Origin of the sequence: Bdellovibrio bacteriovorus, assembly GCF_001592735.1 — a bacterium.
GTDB classification, from domain to species: Bacteria; Bdellovibrionota; Bdellovibrionia; order Bdellovibrionales; family Bdellovibrionaceae; genus Bdellovibrio; species Bdellovibrio bacteriovorus_D.
Genome location: NZ_LUKE01000001.1, coordinates 1,938,775 through 1,954,866 on the forward strand (window position 1 = coordinate 1,938,775; position 16,092 = coordinate 1,954,866).

A 16,092-nucleotide genomic window follows, 5' to 3' on the forward strand; every position below is an offset into this window, starting at 1 on the left:
GAACAGCTGAAAAATGAAAATTCTGGTCACACAACTCGCTAGGTTAGGCGATATTTACATGACGTGGCCGGTGTTACGGGCTGTTCGTCGTACATATCCAGATGCAGAAATCCATTTGTTAACGCGCCCTCGTTTTGAAGGCGCGGTCGAAGGGCTTAAGATCATTGATCGTCATTGGAGCTTGTCATCAAGTACGATCTTATCCCCGTTGGTGCAAGCCGAAGCGGATATTGATACGTCATTGGCAAGATTAGATCATTTTGTTTCTGAACTTTCAGAGCAGAATTTTGACTGGATCATCAATCTTACTTTTTCGCCGGTTTCAAGTTACCTGACACACGCGATCAGCGGTTTGCACACTCGCGTTTCGGGCTACAGTCGTTATAACGATGGAACTTTATGTCTTAGTGATGAAGTCAGTGGCTATTTTTATTCACAGGTGGGAACGAACAAAGCCAATCGTGTCCACTTAAGTGACATCTTTGCTTCCATGCTGGAGCTTGAATACGTCGAATCAGATTGGGCGGCCCCTGAAATTCAGGAGTGCGCTTTTGCTTTACCCGAACGCTACATCATAATTCATGTCGGGGCCAGTGAAGCCCACAAGTCATTAACCCCCAAGCAGTGGATTCAGGTGTTGCAAACCCTGGGGCAAAGGGGACAAAGTATTCCGATTGTTTTAATTGGAGCCCCCAATGAAAGTGTTTTGTCACAAGAGATAATAAAGGGTTTAACCGGTTCCCACGTCGTAGATCTGGTCGGTAAAACCAAAGTGTCTGATCTTTTTGCGATCTTGCAAAAGGCTGATTTGCTGGTGGGCTGCGACAGTGCGCCGATCCACATGGCCTCCTTGACGGACACGCCGACTTTAAACATCAGTGTTGGCAACGTGAATTTTTGGGAGACAGGCCCGAAAGCGTCTTTAGGATTTATTTATCGTGCCGAAACCGCGGCGTCCTTAAACGGGCCCGAGCTGGGGGCGGTGTTAGCTGATCTTTTAGACGGAAACATCACCGACGGCCTTATCGTGCGTTCTGCGGGTTTAGTGAGTTATCAAAAATCAGAAACCGCTTCTGAAAGATTTCAATGGGACTTAGTGCAAGCCTTATATCTAGGTGGAAATTATCCCGTGGCCGATCGAATTGAGATCATCCAAGGGGCTTATCAATTGCAAGAGATCAATACCTTCGCCATGGAACAGATCAAAACTGTGCCGACCAAGGGATTGGAATTAATTGGTCCCTTGCTCGATCGTGCAGAAGAAGTTATTCAAAATATTAGCCAATGGGTTCCCGAGCTGAGTCCTTTAATAAGCTGGTACCAAGCGGAAAAGATCCGTATAGGTCCTGGCTCCTTAGAGGAGATTTGTACCGCAGCTTTGAATGTACATGAAAGAATGGCACGCCATCTTCAGCCGTATATTCCTCATGAGGCAACAACCGAAAATGGGGTGGGCGATGGAACGCTATAAAGTCTCGGGAGATGAGTTACGCAATTTCTATAAGGATAATATCGCGCTGGAAGAAGTCTTTAGCGATATTGAGATGGATCTGATGACCAATAATCAGGTGGTCTGCCGTTATATCATCAATGGCCTGGAAATTTCGGAAGCCGACGAAGCGAAGTTTTCAACCGTCACTTTGGATCAAGTTCAGACTTTGGAATACCTCACAGAAAATAGCCGTGACCTGACGGGTCTAGTTTTACGAGGCTGGATTGAAGCGATGCCGGAGCTTATGCAGGCCACGGAAAACCTAGCTCGTCGTATGAGAGCACAAGGTCTTAAAGGATTGCTAAAATCTATTCATGAATTGGTACAAAACTGTGAGTATTTGATTGATAGCACCATCTCGATTAAAGCGACGATGGGGGATCAGTTTTTGGGGGCACATCCGCTAAATTGGGCCGCAACCGAAGAACACAGCAAAAAAACTGTGACAGAGGCATTACGCGCTTTGGAAAATAAGGATTTTATTCTTTTAGCGGATGTCCTAGAGTATGATTTAAACCATACGCTCCAAATGTGGACGGAGCATTTAAAATCGCTAGAGAAGGCGCTAAACGGTGAGCAATCAGGATCTAATAACAAATCCGAGCAAGCTGGATCCCATCCTATGGGTCGGAAACGCGTCGCCAATTAGACTGCCGCAGTTCTTTCCGTTTCAGAAAAATGAAATTGAAATTATGTTCAAGGCTTCGTGTCACGAAGCCTTGAGTCTTTTAAGCACCCAAAAATTTTCTGCAATCTTGGTTCATAATACCGATGATGGTGAGGGCTTAGAGTTCTTAGTTCACGCTCGTCAGTTGCAACCTATCGCGACAAGACTTTTACTTGCTGAAAATCTGACCGAAACTGAAGTGCGTGAGGGGATTAACAAAGCCCATGTCTTTCGCTTTATGCGGTGGCCGATGGGTGAAAAAGAGATCTGGGATCATTTAGACAGTGCTTTAAAAAAACATTCCACTTATCTATCGCGCTCTCAGCTTTTGCGCGAGTCCTCGTTTCAAAATAAGCAGCTGGAAGCATTGACTCATTCTTTAGAAGGTTTGGTTGATGAGCGCACGCAGTACATCGAAATGTCTCATCGTGAGGAAGAAGAAAAACTCAACCGTGAACGACAGTTGATCCGTTTCATCAAAGATCTAGGAACGCAGACATCTTTTGAGGAAATCTTAAGTATTTTAAGAAAAGAGCTGCGCAAGTTCCACAAAATGGGTGACCCGATCTTGGCTTACCGCTTGGGTGATGATAAAACTTTTTTCTTAAGTTTTCATTCCGGCCACTTTAATCAAACCGAAACAAACATCGGCCATGAGTTTCCTCACAGTCCGGAAGTGCCATCGGCAGAGCTGATTCGTTATTTTGCCAATCACTTTGGCCGGCCCTTTGTAAAAGCGTATGTGGTGCCGTTAGAGCTGCGCTTGACCAGTCACTTTGTGGGGCACGATGCGGAAGCCATTTTGTGTATTGAGAATTCGTTATCGGATAAAGAAATCGGCCCCTTTATTGATTTTATGTCCGACCGCATGCGTCCTTTAAGTATGGCTTTAGATCGTGTGCTTTTAGAAAATCAGCTTTCAAGCTTTTCTTATCGGTGGGAAAAAACCTTTGACGGGATGAGGGATCCTATCGCCATCGTCGACGTGGACTATCAAGTCGTGCGTGCCAATCGTAAATTCGCAGATCGGTTTCTGCACGGGAAATGTTATGAGAGTTTTGCCCATCGCCGCACACCCTGTGAGGGCTGTCCTGTCCCGGAAGCACTTAAAAAAAGCCAACCCAGTGCGGGACAAATTCAAGTGGGGGGCCGTGTTTATCAGGTTCATTCTTATCCAGTGCTGTTAGAGCAAAGCTCTCGTCCGACTAATATTGTGAATCAGTATGTGGATATCACCCAAAGCCGGGAGCTCTACTTGCGGATGTTGCAAAGTGAAAAAATGGGCGCGATTGGGATGCTGGCAGGAAACATCGCCCATGAGCTGAATAACCCACTCACGGGGCTGCGCTCTCTGGCGCAAGTTCTTTTGCAAGAGACCTTAAAAGAGCCCACCCTGCACGCGGATCTTCTGGAAATCGAAAAGGCGGCGGCGCGTTCACAACGCATTATCAAAAATCTCTTGGATTTCTCTAAGGGAGAAAATCAGCCACTGGAGTATATCAGTGTGGATGAAGTGATCGAGCGCACATTGCCGATGTTGAAATCAGCCTTAAGAACGCATCGTCTTGAGGTGGATTTGCAAACTTTGGCCCACAGCGTATTGGTGGAGCCTCATTTGTTGCAGCAAGTGGTATTTAATCTCATTAACAATGCCTGCCAAGCGATGAAAGAAAATGGTCGTTTAAAAGTCTCGAGTTATTCCGGGCGCAGCTCGGTTTACATTGAGATTGAAGACACGGGGCCGGGTATTCCGATAGAAATCCAAAAGCGCATTTTTGAGCCGTTTTTTACTACAAAAAAAGAAGGACATGGAACCGGTCTTGGGTTAAGTATGTCTAAATCAATCATTGAAAAATTCGGGGGCACCATCCAGTTTCAAAACGTGGAACCTCATGGCTGTCGGTTCTTGATCGTGCTCCCACAAAAGACACCGGAGTCCTAATTTGAAAGTGCTGATCGTCGATGATGAAACCTTGGTGCGTCGCTCGTTGCAAAGAGCTTTAAAGTCCAAAGGCTATGAAGTCTTTGAGGCAACAAATGGCGTGGAAGGTTTGCAGATGTGGCGCTCGGAAAAGCCCGATCTGGTATTTTTGGATGTTCTGATGCCGGGCCTCACCGGGCCAGAAGTTTTAAAAGAGGTCGGCGAAACCAATGCTAAAGTTATTTTGATGTCGGCATTTTCGGGCGAGCACAACATGCAGACCGCCCAGCAAATGGGTGCAAATATTTTTGTCCCAAAACCATTTGAGGATATTTTTGGTGTGATCGCTTTAGCAGAAGGTTTAATGTCATGAGAATTATTGCCGGCAAATACCGAGGTCACCAGCTGGTTGCTTTTAAGGCGGATCACATTCGCCCCACTACCGATCGCGTAAAAGAAACGTTGTTCAACAAAATTCAATTTCAAATTGATGGTGCCAACGTTGCCGATCTTTTTTGTGGTACGGGAAATTTGGGGATTGAAGCCCTCTCGCGCGATGCGAAGTTTTGCACTTTCGTGGAAAAGAATCCGAAATCGGTGGCGATTGCTAGACAAAATTTAGAAAAGCTTAAAGTTCCGTCTAATGAATATAAAATAGTCGTGATGGACGTGATTGCATTTTTAAAATCTTTTTCAGGCGAATCCTTCGATATTATTTTGGCAGACCCCCCATTCACCGAAAAAATGGCTCACGCGGTGATGGAAGCGGCCGGGAGCAGTGCGGCTGTGGGCCCCCAAACGATTCTCGCCATCGAATCATTAAAGCAAGAACGTATGGAAGAGCGTTACGGAGTTTTGGTGCGCTATAACCAAAAAGATTATGGCGATAAATACTTAAACATGTTTTGTCATGAATCCGCAATTGAACAAGAGGAATCCAATGGCTAAGATTGCAGTCTATCCGGGAAGTTTTGATCCGATCACCATGGGACATGTGGATATTATCAATCGCATGTCGCCGATGTTTGAACAAGTGATCGTGTTGATCGCGCAGTCTTCACAAAAACAATCGCTTTTTTCTGCTGAGGAGCGTAAGCAGCTTATTGAGCAATCACTCTCGCACCTAAAAAACATTAAAGTTGATATTTTTGAAGGTCTTACCGTCGATTACATGAAGCGAGTAAATGCTCAAGTGATCGTGCGTGGCTTAAGAGCGGTTGTGGATTTTGAATACGAAATGACCATGGCCAATATGAATAAGAAATTAGCGCCAAGCATTGAAACCATGCTGGTCTTCGCAAGCCCCGAATACTACTATATTTCCTCACGCGGTGTGAAAGAGGTTGCCATCAATGGGGGGGCTTTGAAAGGCTTAGTACCAGATACCGTGATTGAAGCCCTTGCTAAAAAAATCAAAAAATAAGGAGCTCCCTTGATCTCACTTTCTAAACGAGCGCAAAATCTAAAGACTTCACCGACTCTAGCCTTGGTGGCGAAAGCCAAAGAGCTGGCTTCGCAAGGTCATGATGTGATCTCGTTAACGGTGGGGGAGCCTGACTGGCAAACTTTCAAGGCGCCGTCTGAAGCGGGTATTGAAGCTATCCAAAAAGGTATCACGAAGTATACGCCGGCGAATGGCACGATCGAGTTGCGTAAAGCGATCTGTGAAAAATTAAAATCAGAATTGAATTTTGACTACGGTCCGAAGGAAATCACGGTGGCTTCAGGCGCCAAGTACGTGATCTTCGCCGCTTTGCAAATGCTTTGTTCCCCCGGCGATGAAGTGATCATCGCCACTCCGTACTGGGTCAGCTATCCCACGATGGTGGAACTTGCCGATGGCGTTCCGCATATCGTTGAATGCGGTGAAAAAGAAAATTTCAAAATCACTCCGGCTTTATTAGAAAAAGCCATCAATGCCAAAACGAGAGCCTTTTTATTCTGTTCACCCAGCAATCCGACGGGACTGGCTTACACGGCGGATGAATTAAAAGCTTTGGCCGACGTTTTACGTAAACATCCTCAAGTGGCCGTGATTTCGGATGATATCTACAACCGCTTGGTTTTTGATGGCACGAAAGTCGCTCCTCACTTATTGCAAGTGGCTCCGGATTTGAAAGATCGCACGATCTTAGTGAATGGTGGCTCTAAAGCTTATTCAATGACAGGATGGCGCATTGGTTGGGCGGCGGGGCCAGAGAAAATCATCACGGCGATGGGCGACTATCAAAGTCAATCCACGGGTTCTCCGTCGAGCATTTCGCAACATGCGTTGCTGGCAGCGCTGAAAAACTCTGAAAGTGATGTCACCCATGTCGTGAAAACTTTGATCTCGCGCAAAAATGCGGGCATGAAAGAATTAGCGACGATTCCGCAGTTTAAAGTCGCTGATCCGCAAGGGGCTTTTTATTTCTGGGTGGATGTGCGGGCTTTTTTAGGCAAAACGTTTAAAGGCCAAAAGATTGCTAACGACAAAGATTTCTGCGGTGTTTTGTTAAATCAATTCTATGTGGCCACCGTTCCTGGGGCTGAGTGCGGTTCTGATGGATTTATGCGCCTGAGCTTTGCGGTGACCGAAGAAACGATGGCTCGCGCCGTGGCTCGCATGCGAGAGTTTGTCGCGCAATTAACGTAATCCATGAGGACCTTCAGCAGGACACCCGGCTTTCGCTTTCTGTTCGTTGTGCTGACTGCAGTGATTGCTGCGGGAGTCATCTTAAAGCTGGGGCTGGATGAGCCTCAGTTTAATCCAGCTTTTCAAGTCGGCGACTCTGTCGTATCAGATAGCGGATCTTTTCAAGTCGAAGCCTTAGATCTTTTGGCTGAACCCGGGGAGCTTGCCACCAAAGCCGAGCTTCGTCGGTTTTATTTAAGACAGCAAGAATGGCGTCATATCTTAGAATCTCCTTCGGCAGAGTTGGTTCGCAAAGAAGTTCGTCAGCCATTGCAAAAAATGCATCGAAAGCTCAAGGATCTTTCTGCCGTATTTTGGATTCCTTTGATCGTGGGCTTGGGAACTTTGATCATCGGTGGTTGGATCTGGTCTTTAAAGCCACAAGATACGGCTGTGCGTTTATTTGCATTAAGTGGATTTGCCACGTTTCTTTCGGCTCTGCCTTCTTCGGTGTACACTTCGCGCGAGGGGCCGCTGTCTGAAAATCTTTTTAGAGTTTTAGAAACTCTCAATGCGTGGGGGGCGGCTTTATTCGGGATCGCCGTCTTAGCTTTGTTTTTGATTTATCCCGTAAGATTAAAACATTGGAAAAAGGTCTCTTTATTTGAAGCAGCCTTCTTTGTCCTATGGACCTTAGGATTTTCTCTTCAAGTTGTTCCGGATTTTGCAAATATCAGTTTGATCATTGTGTCATTAATGGCTTTGATCTGTGTGGCGATTGCCGTGCAGTTTTTTGCAACGAAAAGAGATCCAGCCGCGCGTGCCTCCTTAGTTTGGTTGGGTTTATCGGTGGTGTTGGGGGCGGGCGGATTTGTGGTGTTTAATACCGTTCCGTCATTAATCGGAACGACGCCATTTAATCAAAGTTATGCGTTTTTATCTTTCTTGGTTATTTATCTGGGACTTGCGGCGGGCTTAACTCGGTACCGACTTTTTGAAGTGGGTCAGTGGGCCTTTCGATTTTTATTTTATTCTGCCGCCGCGGCCATTTTTATTGTCTTTGATTTGATCTTGATTTCCCTTGTGGGCCTAGGACAAGTTGCGGCTTTAGAAGTGTCTCTTTTGCTTGTGGTTTTTATTTATCTGCCATTTCGTGATTTTTTATGGCGTAAATTTACTCGTTCTGGAAAGTTAGATGCCTCTCATTTACTGAGCGATGCTTTGGCCGTGGCTTTCGCTCTTAATTCAGAAGAGCGTGAAACGCGCTGGCTGGTGTTCTTGAAAAAAACATTTGATCCACTTCAGGTTGAAAACTTTTTTGGCAATATTCAGAAAGTTGAAATTATCGAAGACGGGGTCAGCTTACTGATTCCTTCGGTGTCAGGAATGCCGGCCGTAAAGATTTCCTACCCCTGGGCGGGGCGAGGACTTTTCAATCGTGAAACCGAAAATATCGCAACCCAGTTTATCACCCTGATTCATGAGGCCGAATCAGGGCGTGAAGCTTACGATCGCGGTGTGCAAGAAGAGCGTCGTCGCGTGGCGCAGGATCTTCACGATGACGTGGGGGCAAGGCTTCTTTCAGGCTTGCATTCTTCAGATGAAAACCTGCGCACGACGATTCAAGGCGCGATGGCCGATATTCGGGCAATCATCAGTGCCGTGGCGGGTGAAAAAACCTCGTTAAAGATGTTTTTAGAGGATCTTCGCTTCGAGGTGCAAAGTCGCACAGACATCAGTAAAATCACCTTAAATTGGAATGAGCAAATCACTGAAGATCACGCCAAGATTCTTTTAGATTATCGCGTGCGCAAGTCATTAACTTCAGTTTTAAGAGAGGTCTTAAGTAACGTCATTCGCCACTCTGAAGCCAACCAATTGAAAGTTGATGTTTGCTACGTGGATTCCAAATTGACTATCTTATTAGAAGATAATGGAAAAGGTTTTGATTTGGACACGACTCTAAATGAAACGCGCGGTTATGGCCTTAAAGGCATGCAGCGCCGTCTGCAAGATATCGGAACCTTGCATATTCAATCATTCCCCGCAGGGACCTCCGTAAAAATTTCTTTACCATTAAGTGGCCCCCAGACCCCCTGAACGGGGGGTGATTGTCATTCCGCACGCGCATAAACTTCTTCCATCGGTGACCTATGGAAGGAAAAAAGAATGATCAGAATCATTCTGTCCCAAGCACTTTTGTGTGCGGGACTTATTGCATGCGCGACAAAACCCACCCCTTATCAATCCACGGGCTTTGCTAATCCCGAAGGCTACAGCGAAGAAATGCAGGCCCCGCGTGTATATCGTGTTTCATTTACGGGCATCGGTTTTTCGACTGCAGAAATGGTGGAAAAACTTTTGCATCGTCGTTGCGCCGAAATCACCGTGCGTGAGGGTTATGATTGGTTCACCTATTATGCCAAAGGCCGCAATGATTATGTGCGTACTCATCAAAAAACAGTGCCATCAATGTATGGAACCATCCACTTGCATAAAGGCGAGGTGGGTGAAGATGGCTTCCTGGCGAATGCGATATTAGCGGAACCGTTGCCTGAGGGCGTTCAAGAAAAAAAATGATCCAGTCTCAAGGAGGAGAATATGAAGAAGGAATTTTTAGTGTGTGCTGCATTGGCGGCCGTTTTAAATGGTTGTGCGTCCGGAGGCGCGAGCAACGGGGGGTCTGCGGGCTTCGGCGGCAACGCGACGACGATGTTTTCGGATCCTAAAGGTTTTTCAGAGGAAGAGTTTAAAAAAGACTCAAAGTCCTACGCAAAATCCTGGTCGTCCGTGGGTGCTGACATTGAATTTAAAAAGGTGACCATTCCGACTTGCACCGTTGAATTTCAGCGTTTGGTCTATGATGTCAACCGTAGCAAATTAGGAGCTCTTTTAAAGGGAGATGGTACCAAGAGTGAACTTACGATGGGCGTTGAGCTGCCCGTGGACAGATACGATAAAATGCTTAGAGAGATCACTACGGCCTCATGCAATCGGTTGAAAGAAAAGTTTAAAAAAATCGGTGCGGAAGTTGTCGAATGGAGTGAAGTGAAAGGCAAATACCCAGAAGCCGTAAGTTTTGAGAAGGATCGTTTGTCGGCTGACGCGGCCGTCGCAAATGAAATGCAAATTTCTTACGCGGGTGAAGGGTTTAATCGCTTAAATCGAGGTATGTGGGCGTTTGGCGCAAGTTCCCTTTCGCGCGAAGCTGAACTTTCAATCGTATTGCCAAACTTTGGTGTCGGGTTTGGATATTTTGGGGGGGAAGCGACGCCTTATTCTATCACCGAAAAGCATGACTTTGCGGAGCTTCAATTCACGCCTCAAGTTCAAATTTATGCGGGCAGTGGTTTTAGTTATCACTCAAAATGGGATGGCGGAGCCATGGTACTAAAAAGCACGATGGTCGACAGTGGCCCGTTTGTTAAAAAGCTAGAGATCGTGGATGACTCACGTGCCGCCGCTAAGAAAAGTGGGGAGCAAGCACGCGGAATTCTTATGGGTGCCACCGGGGCCGAGGTTCATGAAACTCAAGTGAGCACACGAGGGCGGGTCAACTACGACATGGTGTTAGATGAAGCAAAATTTAAAAACATGGTTCTAAAAGAATTAGATCAAGCAGAAAACATCGTGGTTGAGCGTTATCGAAATGCGATGTAGTTTGGGTTCATGAGATCTCTTTGTGTTATCGTCGAAGATCAAGTTAAAGTGGCCGAGTCGCTAAAAAAACTAGTTGAAACTGGGTTTCCGCAATTGCAGACGGTGGTACTTAAAGACGTCCGTGAGACCACTGAATTTTTTCATTTACGCCAGCACCTCGTAGAAAAGCCCAAAATTCAGTTTGCTCTGATAGATTTAGGTCTTCCAGACGGATCAGGTGTAGATCTGATTCGTCTGATTTCAGAAAAAGAGCCTGACGCTCGATGCGTCGTCATCACCATCTACAACGATGATCATTTTCTTTTTGAGGCGCTCAAAGCCGGCGCCTTTGGGTACATTCTGAAAGATGATGATCAAGCCACCATTGAGAGTTTGCTTCGCCGTATTGAAGCTGATGAACCACCTCTATCACCAGCCATTGCGCGAAGATTGCTAACTCACTTTCAAAAACCATCCGTCGAAGCCGAGGCTTCAGATTTAAGCCCTCGCGAAAAGGAAACCCTGGTTTTACTCTCTAAAGGCATGACGGTCGCCGTAGCCGCGCAAACCTTAGGCTTAAGCCCCCAAACTGTCGCGGGTTATGTAAAGATCATCTATCAAAAACTGCATGTTTCTAGCCGCGCAGAGGCCGTTCGTGAAGCGGTCCGACGCGGGCTTGTTTAAAAATAAAAAAACCCAAGGTTTTCGCCTTGGGTTTTTGATTTTTGAAACTTTAATACTTTAGAACAAGTTCTTAAAGAAGTTTACGATGCGAGCAAAGAATCCTGGTTGCTCCACCTTGATCGCTTCACCGAAAGAACTTGGCGCGCGATCCAAGCACTTATATCGAACGTCGATCGTTGTGCCATTAGATAATGGCTTACTAAAGACGATGCTGGCCCCTTGAACCGAACCTACGGAGTTCTCCGGATTTGGCGAGATCGTGATCGTGGCTACGTTGTTATAGGGCGTACATTCTAAATTCACTGAGCTTAAAGAAGCTTTGATGCGACCGAAGAATAAATCCATGTTCGCGGTGTAGTCCGAATCACAGATACTTCCGATACCGCCACCTGTCAGGTTTGAAAGCTCGGCATATTTAAAGCCGTAATGGCTTTTTGCACCTTGAGCATCTTGGGAAGCTTTACAAGTGCTATCGCCTGGTTTCACGATGATTGAATTCACGGTGAAACGACGAGTGTCCCCGAAAACAGTCTTGAAATAATCGACGAACACTTGTGGTTTGTCTTCTTCTTCAAGCGTTTTCAATTCGTCTTGGTAAAACTTCTGTGAAGGATCTCCACCGACGCTGCGAACATCTTCATCTGAAATAATAATGTAAGTTACTGCGGAATCAGTGCGATAACATCCGCTATTGCCGCTGTAACGAAGGTCCCCGTTATAAACGTGTCTCCACGCAGCTTTAATACCGCGTTCGTCATCCGAACCCTCCCAACCCGCATCGATATAATTGATGGTATTAGCAAAAATGCTCGCTAGGTTCGATGTCCCTCTTTTAAGAATATAGCCCAAGCTAGTATCTGGAGCTAGACTTGAAGCACGGGCGTTTGGTTGCCAGTAAATCGAAGCCCCCCAAGCCCAAGAGCCTTGGTAAGGAGTTGCGCGGGTGACTGTCGCACACATTTGCCAATCAATATTGGATCCGGCCGCTTCAAGCTTTGTAACTAAACTTGAAAGTCTGTTTGCCAGCTTCTGATTATCCGCCAGCATCGAATTTGAATCGTCGATGATAAGCACGATATCCAACTTATAATTGGCCGCCGCGATTGTTTGATTGAAATGCTTATCGATCAGCGTCGGAGTTGGCGAAGTCGTCGGAGACGGACTTGGAGATCCCGTTGGCGAAGGAGATGGAGATCCAGAAGGTGTTGGTGATGGTGTCACTCCACTTGGAGTTAAATCTGCTTCTGAAGAGGATGAAAACTTTACGGGTCCACAGGCAGACAGAAAAGCCATTGACGCCGTCACGGCGCAAGCCAACGCTCTAGATTTTAATAACATATACCCACTCTCCCTTTGTTGCAGAATAGCACACAGCCTTTTGTCTCCCAAAGAGCTGTTTAGTCCAGGTCAGCATTCTTCCAAGTTTTTAGGACCATGGTCTCATTGTGAGACGGACCTTCGCCAGGCTACACTGTCTTTATCCGTATGCAGGAGGCCTCGTGAGCTTTTGGTTCTTATTACAAATTCTGGTGAATCTAATTCTTTTAGCGGGCGTGGTGGGGCTTTGGATACGCCTGCAAAGACCTCCCAAAGACGATCCGCGCTTAAGCAAAGGTTTACAGCTTCTGCAAAGCAAGATTGCGATCTTAGAAGACTTGTCGGATCGCACGGAAACCCAAGTCAATCAACTGACTTCGTTGTTAGAACAAAAAGTAAAAGACATCCAAAATAAAATCCAGTCCGCGGATAAGCAATTAGCGCGCATTGATCAAAGCATGGAAAAGAGCTTGGAAGTCGCGAAGATTTTCCAAGACCGTATTCCTCACGAGGAAATTTTAGAACGTCAGAACACCATTAAATATGTCAAGGCCGCTCGCATGGCTCATCAAGGGATGGGGGTTGAAGAAATCGCCGCCGAATGCCCAGAGCTTTCAAGAGGCGAGATCGAGTTTATCGCCAAGGTGAACCGTGATCAATTGATGTTCTGTGAGGAAAGCTTGCCGGAATGGGCCAATACTGAAATTCCAGAGGAAGAGTTTTCAGTGTCTTCACTCAACGAAATGGGAGAAACGAAATTCTCCGCCCCCTTACAGCGGGAAGGCACCGATTACAGTGCCGTGTTTGAAGTTCCAAAAACGGATCAAGAAGCTTTAAAAAAATTAGGCGATGCTTTTAAAGCGGCTTGCAATGAAGTGAAAGAGCAAGATGAAGCCGCTCAGCAGACGGCAAACAACGTTTCGGCCCTTTTTAGTGTGACGCAAAATATCGCGCAAAACTTTTTAGGGGAAAAGCCCGTGGCGGCTACGCCGACGGCAGCACCTATTGCAAAGACCAAACCTTTAAATTCAAATAAAGAGGGCGTGGTTCGTCCGGTAGCATTTCGTCGTATTGATATGACAAAGGATTTAGAATAAATGGCCTCGCGGGCTTTTCTTAAATCATTAAAGAAAGGCCAAATCTTACGCGCGACGATTGAGGAAATTCAGTCGGCGCAAATTCTGTGTAATTTTGAAGGTGAGTTGTTGCTAGTGGGAAATCACACGGGCAAATCCTTTCGCAAAGGGGAGCCGATCTCTTTGCAAGTTATCCACATTGACCCGTTACAATTTCAAATTTTCTCAGGTTCGGGATCTTTTCAGCGCGTTATTTAAATTTTTTTTGTTCACTTCTTCCCCAGACCAAGGTCTCATTAGTAGTGCAAATAACCTAATAAGCTATAAGGGGGATTATAGATGAAAGCGTTAGCATTGGGCTTTGTAAGCCTGTTTATGAGTACTTTGGCATTCGCCCATCCAGCAAGTGACCGCGTTTTAAATTTTTTCCAGGATTTAGATGCCGCTCGTGATGGCAGCCCATCAAAAATTTGCCGAATCATCCATCAATCATTTGAGCATTCACAAATCATGGATCGTCTTATGGGCAATTACGTCAGCAGCCCTGACAAAGCGGGCGTGGCGGATATGCGCCGTTCTTCAGCGACTTTCATGGCGACCAAAGCGATGCCAGAGCTAAAAAAACTGGCGGGTGAAAACGGTTCTTACTCTGTGAATCCAAATGCAACAGCACGTGGCAATGGTTACTTCGCGGTGTCTGCAAAAGTCAGCTCTAAAGGAAAAACTTATAACCTTGTGTTTTTGGTTTCTCCGAATCAAAAAATTTCTGATGTTGAATATATCGGTTTCAGCGCGATCAATCACTTGGGCCGCAAATTCCGTGGGGATCTTGATGAGTTGAAGCGCACCACGAACACGCCGGTGACTCAGTACATGCGCAACTTGCGTGCGGATTCTGATTACGTTAACTGCAACTAAGAATTGCGCATTAAAAAACAAAAAAGGGAGCGAAGGCTCCCTTTTTTTATCTAAGCTTGCTGCAAAAGCTTGAGCAAGATGCACTCTTCCTTGCTTAAGCCCTTTCTTACACTTTTCACGGAACAAGCGGTTTTATAAAGATCGCCTTTTTTATCGGCACTAAATATTAACGGATGAACATAATATTTGCGACAAATCGCCACGGTATTACCTAAGTGTTTCGCGACGTCTTTGATCGTGCTGACCTCACGAGTTTTAAAATATTCTTTGGCATCTTTGGGGAGATCCTCATCGCCGATCAGAATTTCTAAAGCCTTCACCGTGCCACTCCAGGTGCGAAAATCCTTGGCTGTGATTTGATCGCCGGTGATGGATTTTAAGTAGTTGTTAACATCTTCAGAACCGATGTCATGAACTTTTCCTTCTTCATCTTCATAGGCGAAAAGTTCTTGGCCGGGAAGTTCTTGGCAATGCTTTACGATACGACTTAAGGTGCTGTCCTTTAAATCCATTTCATGTAAGACGCCGCTTTTTCCACGAAAGCGAAAATGCATGCGGGGTCCTTCGACTTTCACATGGCGATTGCGCATGGTTGTCAGTCCGTAAGAATCGTTGGTTTCGGCGTAAAAGTCATTGCCGATGCGGATGCGCGTGGATTGCATCAGGGCCACAATTCCTGCTAACACTTTTTCTTTGGTGAACTTTTTTTTCGCCAAGTCTTTTTTGATCCGCTGGCGAATGCGGGGAAGTAATTTTCCGAACTGAATCAGCTTATCGAACTTAGTTTCATTGCGCTGGGAACTCCAGTCGGGATGATATAAATACTGTTTGCGCTTTTTAATATCGTAACCAGTGCATTGCAAATGACCGGAAGGAGAGCTGCAAATCCACACCTTTTCCCAGGCCGGAGGAATAACCAGCGATTCAATTCTTAAAAGAGTTTTCGCGGCGGTGATCTTTTTTCCTGCAGAGTTGAAATAATCAAAACCATGGCGCGTGCGTTTCCGAGTATAGCCCGGCTCTTTATCAGTGACGTATTTAAGACCTATTTTTTTAGCTTCGCCGCGGTTTTTCTCACTCATAGGTTTATATATAAACATGCGGACAGAATTTCCCAGTCCGCATGGCAAGAAACACAAAGATTGTGTGGGCTTAAAAGACTATTTAGAGCTCTCTTTAATGAACAAAGTCATGTAATGGCGAACCATGTATTCCAACTTCGCTGGAAGACCTTGGTAAGTCCAAATGATTTCTCCAAACGCGCCCCATTTGGCTTCAAGGATGTGTTCATCCATGACGGTCGTCGTTGTTTGGGCAGAATCCAAAGATCCTGGTGCTGGAATATAATTGGTACCAATGAAGTTAAAACGGATGCTGATTTGGCCCGGAGCTTTTAAAGAAAAAATCATTTTAAAGCCGTTACGGAAAAGCATGAAATCTGCGTGAGTTTTCGCGATACCGTAAATTTTAATGCGGCCAAGAGCTGAAGACTTCAACTCGTTAAATGAAGTTGAGGCGTCGACGAATTCCGTTTTTAGTGCCAACAAGAATTGGACGGACTCATTGACCAGAACTCTTTCTGAATCAAATCCGAAAGTCATGTCGACAAGACCGGACTCTTCCATCTGCTGTTCAGCTTTTACCAGATCTTTAATCCAGCTGACTTTTTCCATGATCCCCCCTGACGCTTCTTGTTGCCGATATCTTCAATAATTTCGAGGGGCTCCTGCTTTGTCAAGAGCGCCGGGTTTGGCTCGCCGCAAT

At 45.8% G+C, this 16,092-nt stretch carries 17 protein-coding genes; 14 read left to right on the forward strand and 3 right to left on the reverse strand.

Annotated features, from left to right (window positions below):
- Positions 1 to 13: 13 nt before the first annotated feature.
- From AZI86_RS09455 to AZI86_RS09505, 11 genes are all read left to right on the forward strand, one after another.
- Complete coding sequence (locus AZI86_RS09455) at positions 14 to 1,471, forward strand: glycosyltransferase family 9 protein (protein ID WP_061834798.1); 1,458 nt, start codon at positions 14 to 16, stop codon at positions 1,469 to 1,471.
- Positions 1,458 to 2,141: a hypothetical protein gene (locus AZI86_RS09460; RefSeq protein ID WP_061834799.1), complete on the forward strand. Its 684-nt coding sequence runs from the start codon at positions 1,458 to 1,460 to the stop codon at positions 2,139 to 2,141. Before AZI86_RS09455 ends, AZI86_RS09460 begins: the two co-directional genes overlap by 14 nt.
- Positions 2,142 to 2,184: 43 nt before the next feature.
- On the forward strand, positions 2,185 to 4,101 hold the full coding sequence (locus tag AZI86_RS09465; protein ID WP_253715849.1) for an ATP-binding protein: 1,917 nt from the start codon (positions 2,185 to 2,187) through the stop codon (positions 4,099 to 4,101).
- Between the two features lie 7 nt (positions 4,102 to 4,108).
- Positions 4,109 to 4,453 (forward strand): response regulator, encoded by a 345-nt coding sequence (locus tag AZI86_RS09470; protein ID WP_253715872.1) that lies wholly within the window; start codon positions 4,109 to 4,111, stop codon positions 4,451 to 4,453.
- A complete protein-coding gene (gene rsmD, locus AZI86_RS09475; protein ID WP_061834801.1) occupies positions 4,450 to 5,028 on the forward strand; it encodes a 16S rRNA (guanine(966)-N(2))-methyltransferase RsmD in 579 nt (192 codons plus the stop codon). Before AZI86_RS09470 ends, rsmD begins: the two co-directional genes overlap by 4 nt.
- A complete protein-coding gene (gene coaD, locus AZI86_RS09480) occupies positions 5,021 to 5,503 on the forward strand; it encodes a pantetheine-phosphate adenylyltransferase (protein ID WP_061834802.1) in 483 nt (160 codons plus the stop codon). Before rsmD ends, coaD begins: the two co-directional genes overlap by 8 nt.
- A gap of 9 nt (positions 5,504 to 5,512) precedes the next feature.
- Positions 5,513 to 6,715 (forward strand): pyridoxal phosphate-dependent aminotransferase, encoded by a 1,203-nt coding sequence (locus AZI86_RS09485; RefSeq protein ID WP_061834803.1) that lies wholly within the window; start codon positions 5,513 to 5,515, stop codon positions 6,713 to 6,715.
- A 3-nt stretch (positions 6,716 to 6,718) separates the two neighbouring features.
- Positions 6,719 to 8,794 (forward strand): ATP-binding protein, encoded by a 2,076-nt coding sequence (locus tag AZI86_RS09490; RefSeq protein ID WP_157684671.1) that lies wholly within the window; start codon positions 6,719 to 6,721, stop codon positions 8,792 to 8,794.
- 69 nt (positions 8,795 to 8,863) lie between these two features.
- On the forward strand, positions 8,864 to 9,274 hold the full coding sequence (locus AZI86_RS09495) for a CC0125/CC1285 family lipoprotein (protein WP_061834805.1): 411 nt from the start codon (positions 8,864 to 8,866) through the stop codon (positions 9,272 to 9,274).
- Between the two features lie 21 nt (positions 9,275 to 9,295).
- A complete protein-coding gene (locus AZI86_RS09500) occupies positions 9,296 to 10,354 on the forward strand; it encodes a hypothetical protein (protein ID WP_061834806.1) in 1,059 nt (352 codons plus the stop codon).
- Between the two features lie 9 nt (positions 10,355 to 10,363).
- Complete coding sequence (locus tag AZI86_RS09505) at positions 10,364 to 11,017, forward strand: response regulator transcription factor (protein WP_061834807.1); 654 nt, start codon at positions 10,364 to 10,366, stop codon at positions 11,015 to 11,017.
- Between the two features lie 57 nt (positions 11,018 to 11,074).
- On the opposite strand, the gene AZI86_RS09510 is transcribed toward AZI86_RS09505, so the two are convergent.
- Positions 11,075 to 12,355 (reverse strand): hypothetical protein, encoded by a 1,281-nt coding sequence (locus tag AZI86_RS09510; RefSeq protein WP_081111829.1) that lies wholly within the window; start codon positions 12,353 to 12,355, stop codon positions 11,075 to 11,077.
- A 161-nt stretch (positions 12,356 to 12,516) separates the two neighbouring features.
- Between AZI86_RS09510 and AZI86_RS09515 the strand changes: the two genes are divergently transcribed.
- The 3 genes from AZI86_RS09515 (at position 12,517) to AZI86_RS09525 (ending at position 14,328) form a co-directional block, all read left to right on the forward strand.
- Positions 12,517 to 13,431: a DUF2802 domain-containing protein gene (locus AZI86_RS09515; RefSeq protein WP_061834809.1), complete on the forward strand. Its 915-nt coding sequence runs from the start codon at positions 12,517 to 12,519 to the stop codon at positions 13,429 to 13,431.
- A complete protein-coding gene (locus AZI86_RS09520) occupies positions 13,432 to 13,668 on the forward strand; it encodes a hypothetical protein (RefSeq protein ID WP_061834810.1) in 237 nt (78 codons plus the stop codon).
- A gap of 81 nt (positions 13,669 to 13,749) precedes the next feature.
- Positions 13,750 to 14,328 (forward strand): hypothetical protein, encoded by a 579-nt coding sequence (locus tag AZI86_RS09525; RefSeq protein WP_061834811.1) that lies wholly within the window; start codon positions 13,750 to 13,752, stop codon positions 14,326 to 14,328.
- Positions 14,329 to 14,378: 50 nt separating this feature from the next.
- On the opposite strand, the gene AZI86_RS09530 is transcribed toward AZI86_RS09525, so the two are convergent.
- Positions 14,379 to 15,410 (reverse strand): DNA topoisomerase IB, encoded by a 1,032-nt coding sequence (locus AZI86_RS09530; protein ID WP_061834812.1) that lies wholly within the window; start codon positions 15,408 to 15,410, stop codon positions 14,379 to 14,381.
- A gap of 78 nt (positions 15,411 to 15,488) precedes the next feature.
- On the reverse strand, positions 15,489 to 16,001 hold the full coding sequence (locus AZI86_RS09535) for a hypothetical protein (RefSeq protein WP_061834813.1): 513 nt from the start codon (positions 15,999 to 16,001) through the stop codon (positions 15,489 to 15,491).
- Between the last annotated feature and the right edge of the window lie 91 nt (positions 16,002 to 16,092).

Bases quoted from the DNA above. Each gene is read 5' to 3' on its own strand.
- AZI86_RS09455 (WP_061834798.1), top strand. From the start codon at position 14: ATGAAAATTCTGGTCACACAACTCGCTAGGTTAGGCGATATTTACATG.
- AZI86_RS09460 (WP_061834799.1), top strand. From the start codon at position 1,458: ATGGAACGCTATAAAGTCTCGGGAGATGAGTTACGCAATTTCTATAAG.
- AZI86_RS09465 (WP_253715849.1), top strand. From the start codon at position 2,185: ATGTTCAAGGCTTCGTGTCACGAAGCCTTGAGTCTTTTAAGCACCCAA.
- rsmD (WP_061834801.1), top strand. From the start codon at position 4,450: ATGAGAATTATTGCCGGCAAATACCGAGGTCACCAGCTGGTTGCTTTT.
- coaD (WP_061834802.1), top strand. From the start codon at position 5,021: ATGGCTAAGATTGCAGTCTATCCGGGAAGTTTTGATCCGATCACCATG.
- AZI86_RS09490 (WP_157684671.1), top strand. From the start codon at position 6,719: ATGAGGACCTTCAGCAGGACACCCGGCTTTCGCTTTCTGTTCGTTGTG.
- AZI86_RS09495 (WP_061834805.1), top strand. From the start codon at position 8,864: ATGATCAGAATCATTCTGTCCCAAGCACTTTTGTGTGCGGGACTTATT.
- AZI86_RS09500 (WP_061834806.1), top strand. From the start codon at position 9,296: ATGAAGAAGGAATTTTTAGTGTGTGCTGCATTGGCGGCCGTTTTAAAT.
- AZI86_RS09505 (WP_061834807.1), top strand. From the start codon at position 10,364: ATGAGATCTCTTTGTGTTATCGTCGAAGATCAAGTTAAAGTGGCCGAG.
- AZI86_RS09510 (WP_081111829.1), bottom strand. From the start codon at position 12,355: ATGTTATTAAAATCTAGAGCGTTGGCTTGCGCCGTGACGGCGTCAATG.
- AZI86_RS09520 (WP_061834810.1), top strand. From the start codon at position 13,432: ATGGCCTCGCGGGCTTTTCTTAAATCATTAAAGAAAGGCCAAATCTTA.
- AZI86_RS09525 (WP_061834811.1), top strand. From the start codon at position 13,750: ATGAAAGCGTTAGCATTGGGCTTTGTAAGCCTGTTTATGAGTACTTTG.
- AZI86_RS09530 (WP_061834812.1), bottom strand. From the start codon at position 15,410: ATGAGTGAGAAAAACCGCGGCGAAGCTAAAAAAATAGGTCTTAAATAC.
- AZI86_RS09535 (WP_061834813.1), bottom strand. From the start codon at position 16,001: ATGGAAAAAGTCAGCTGGATTAAAGATCTGGTAAAAGCTGAACAGCAG.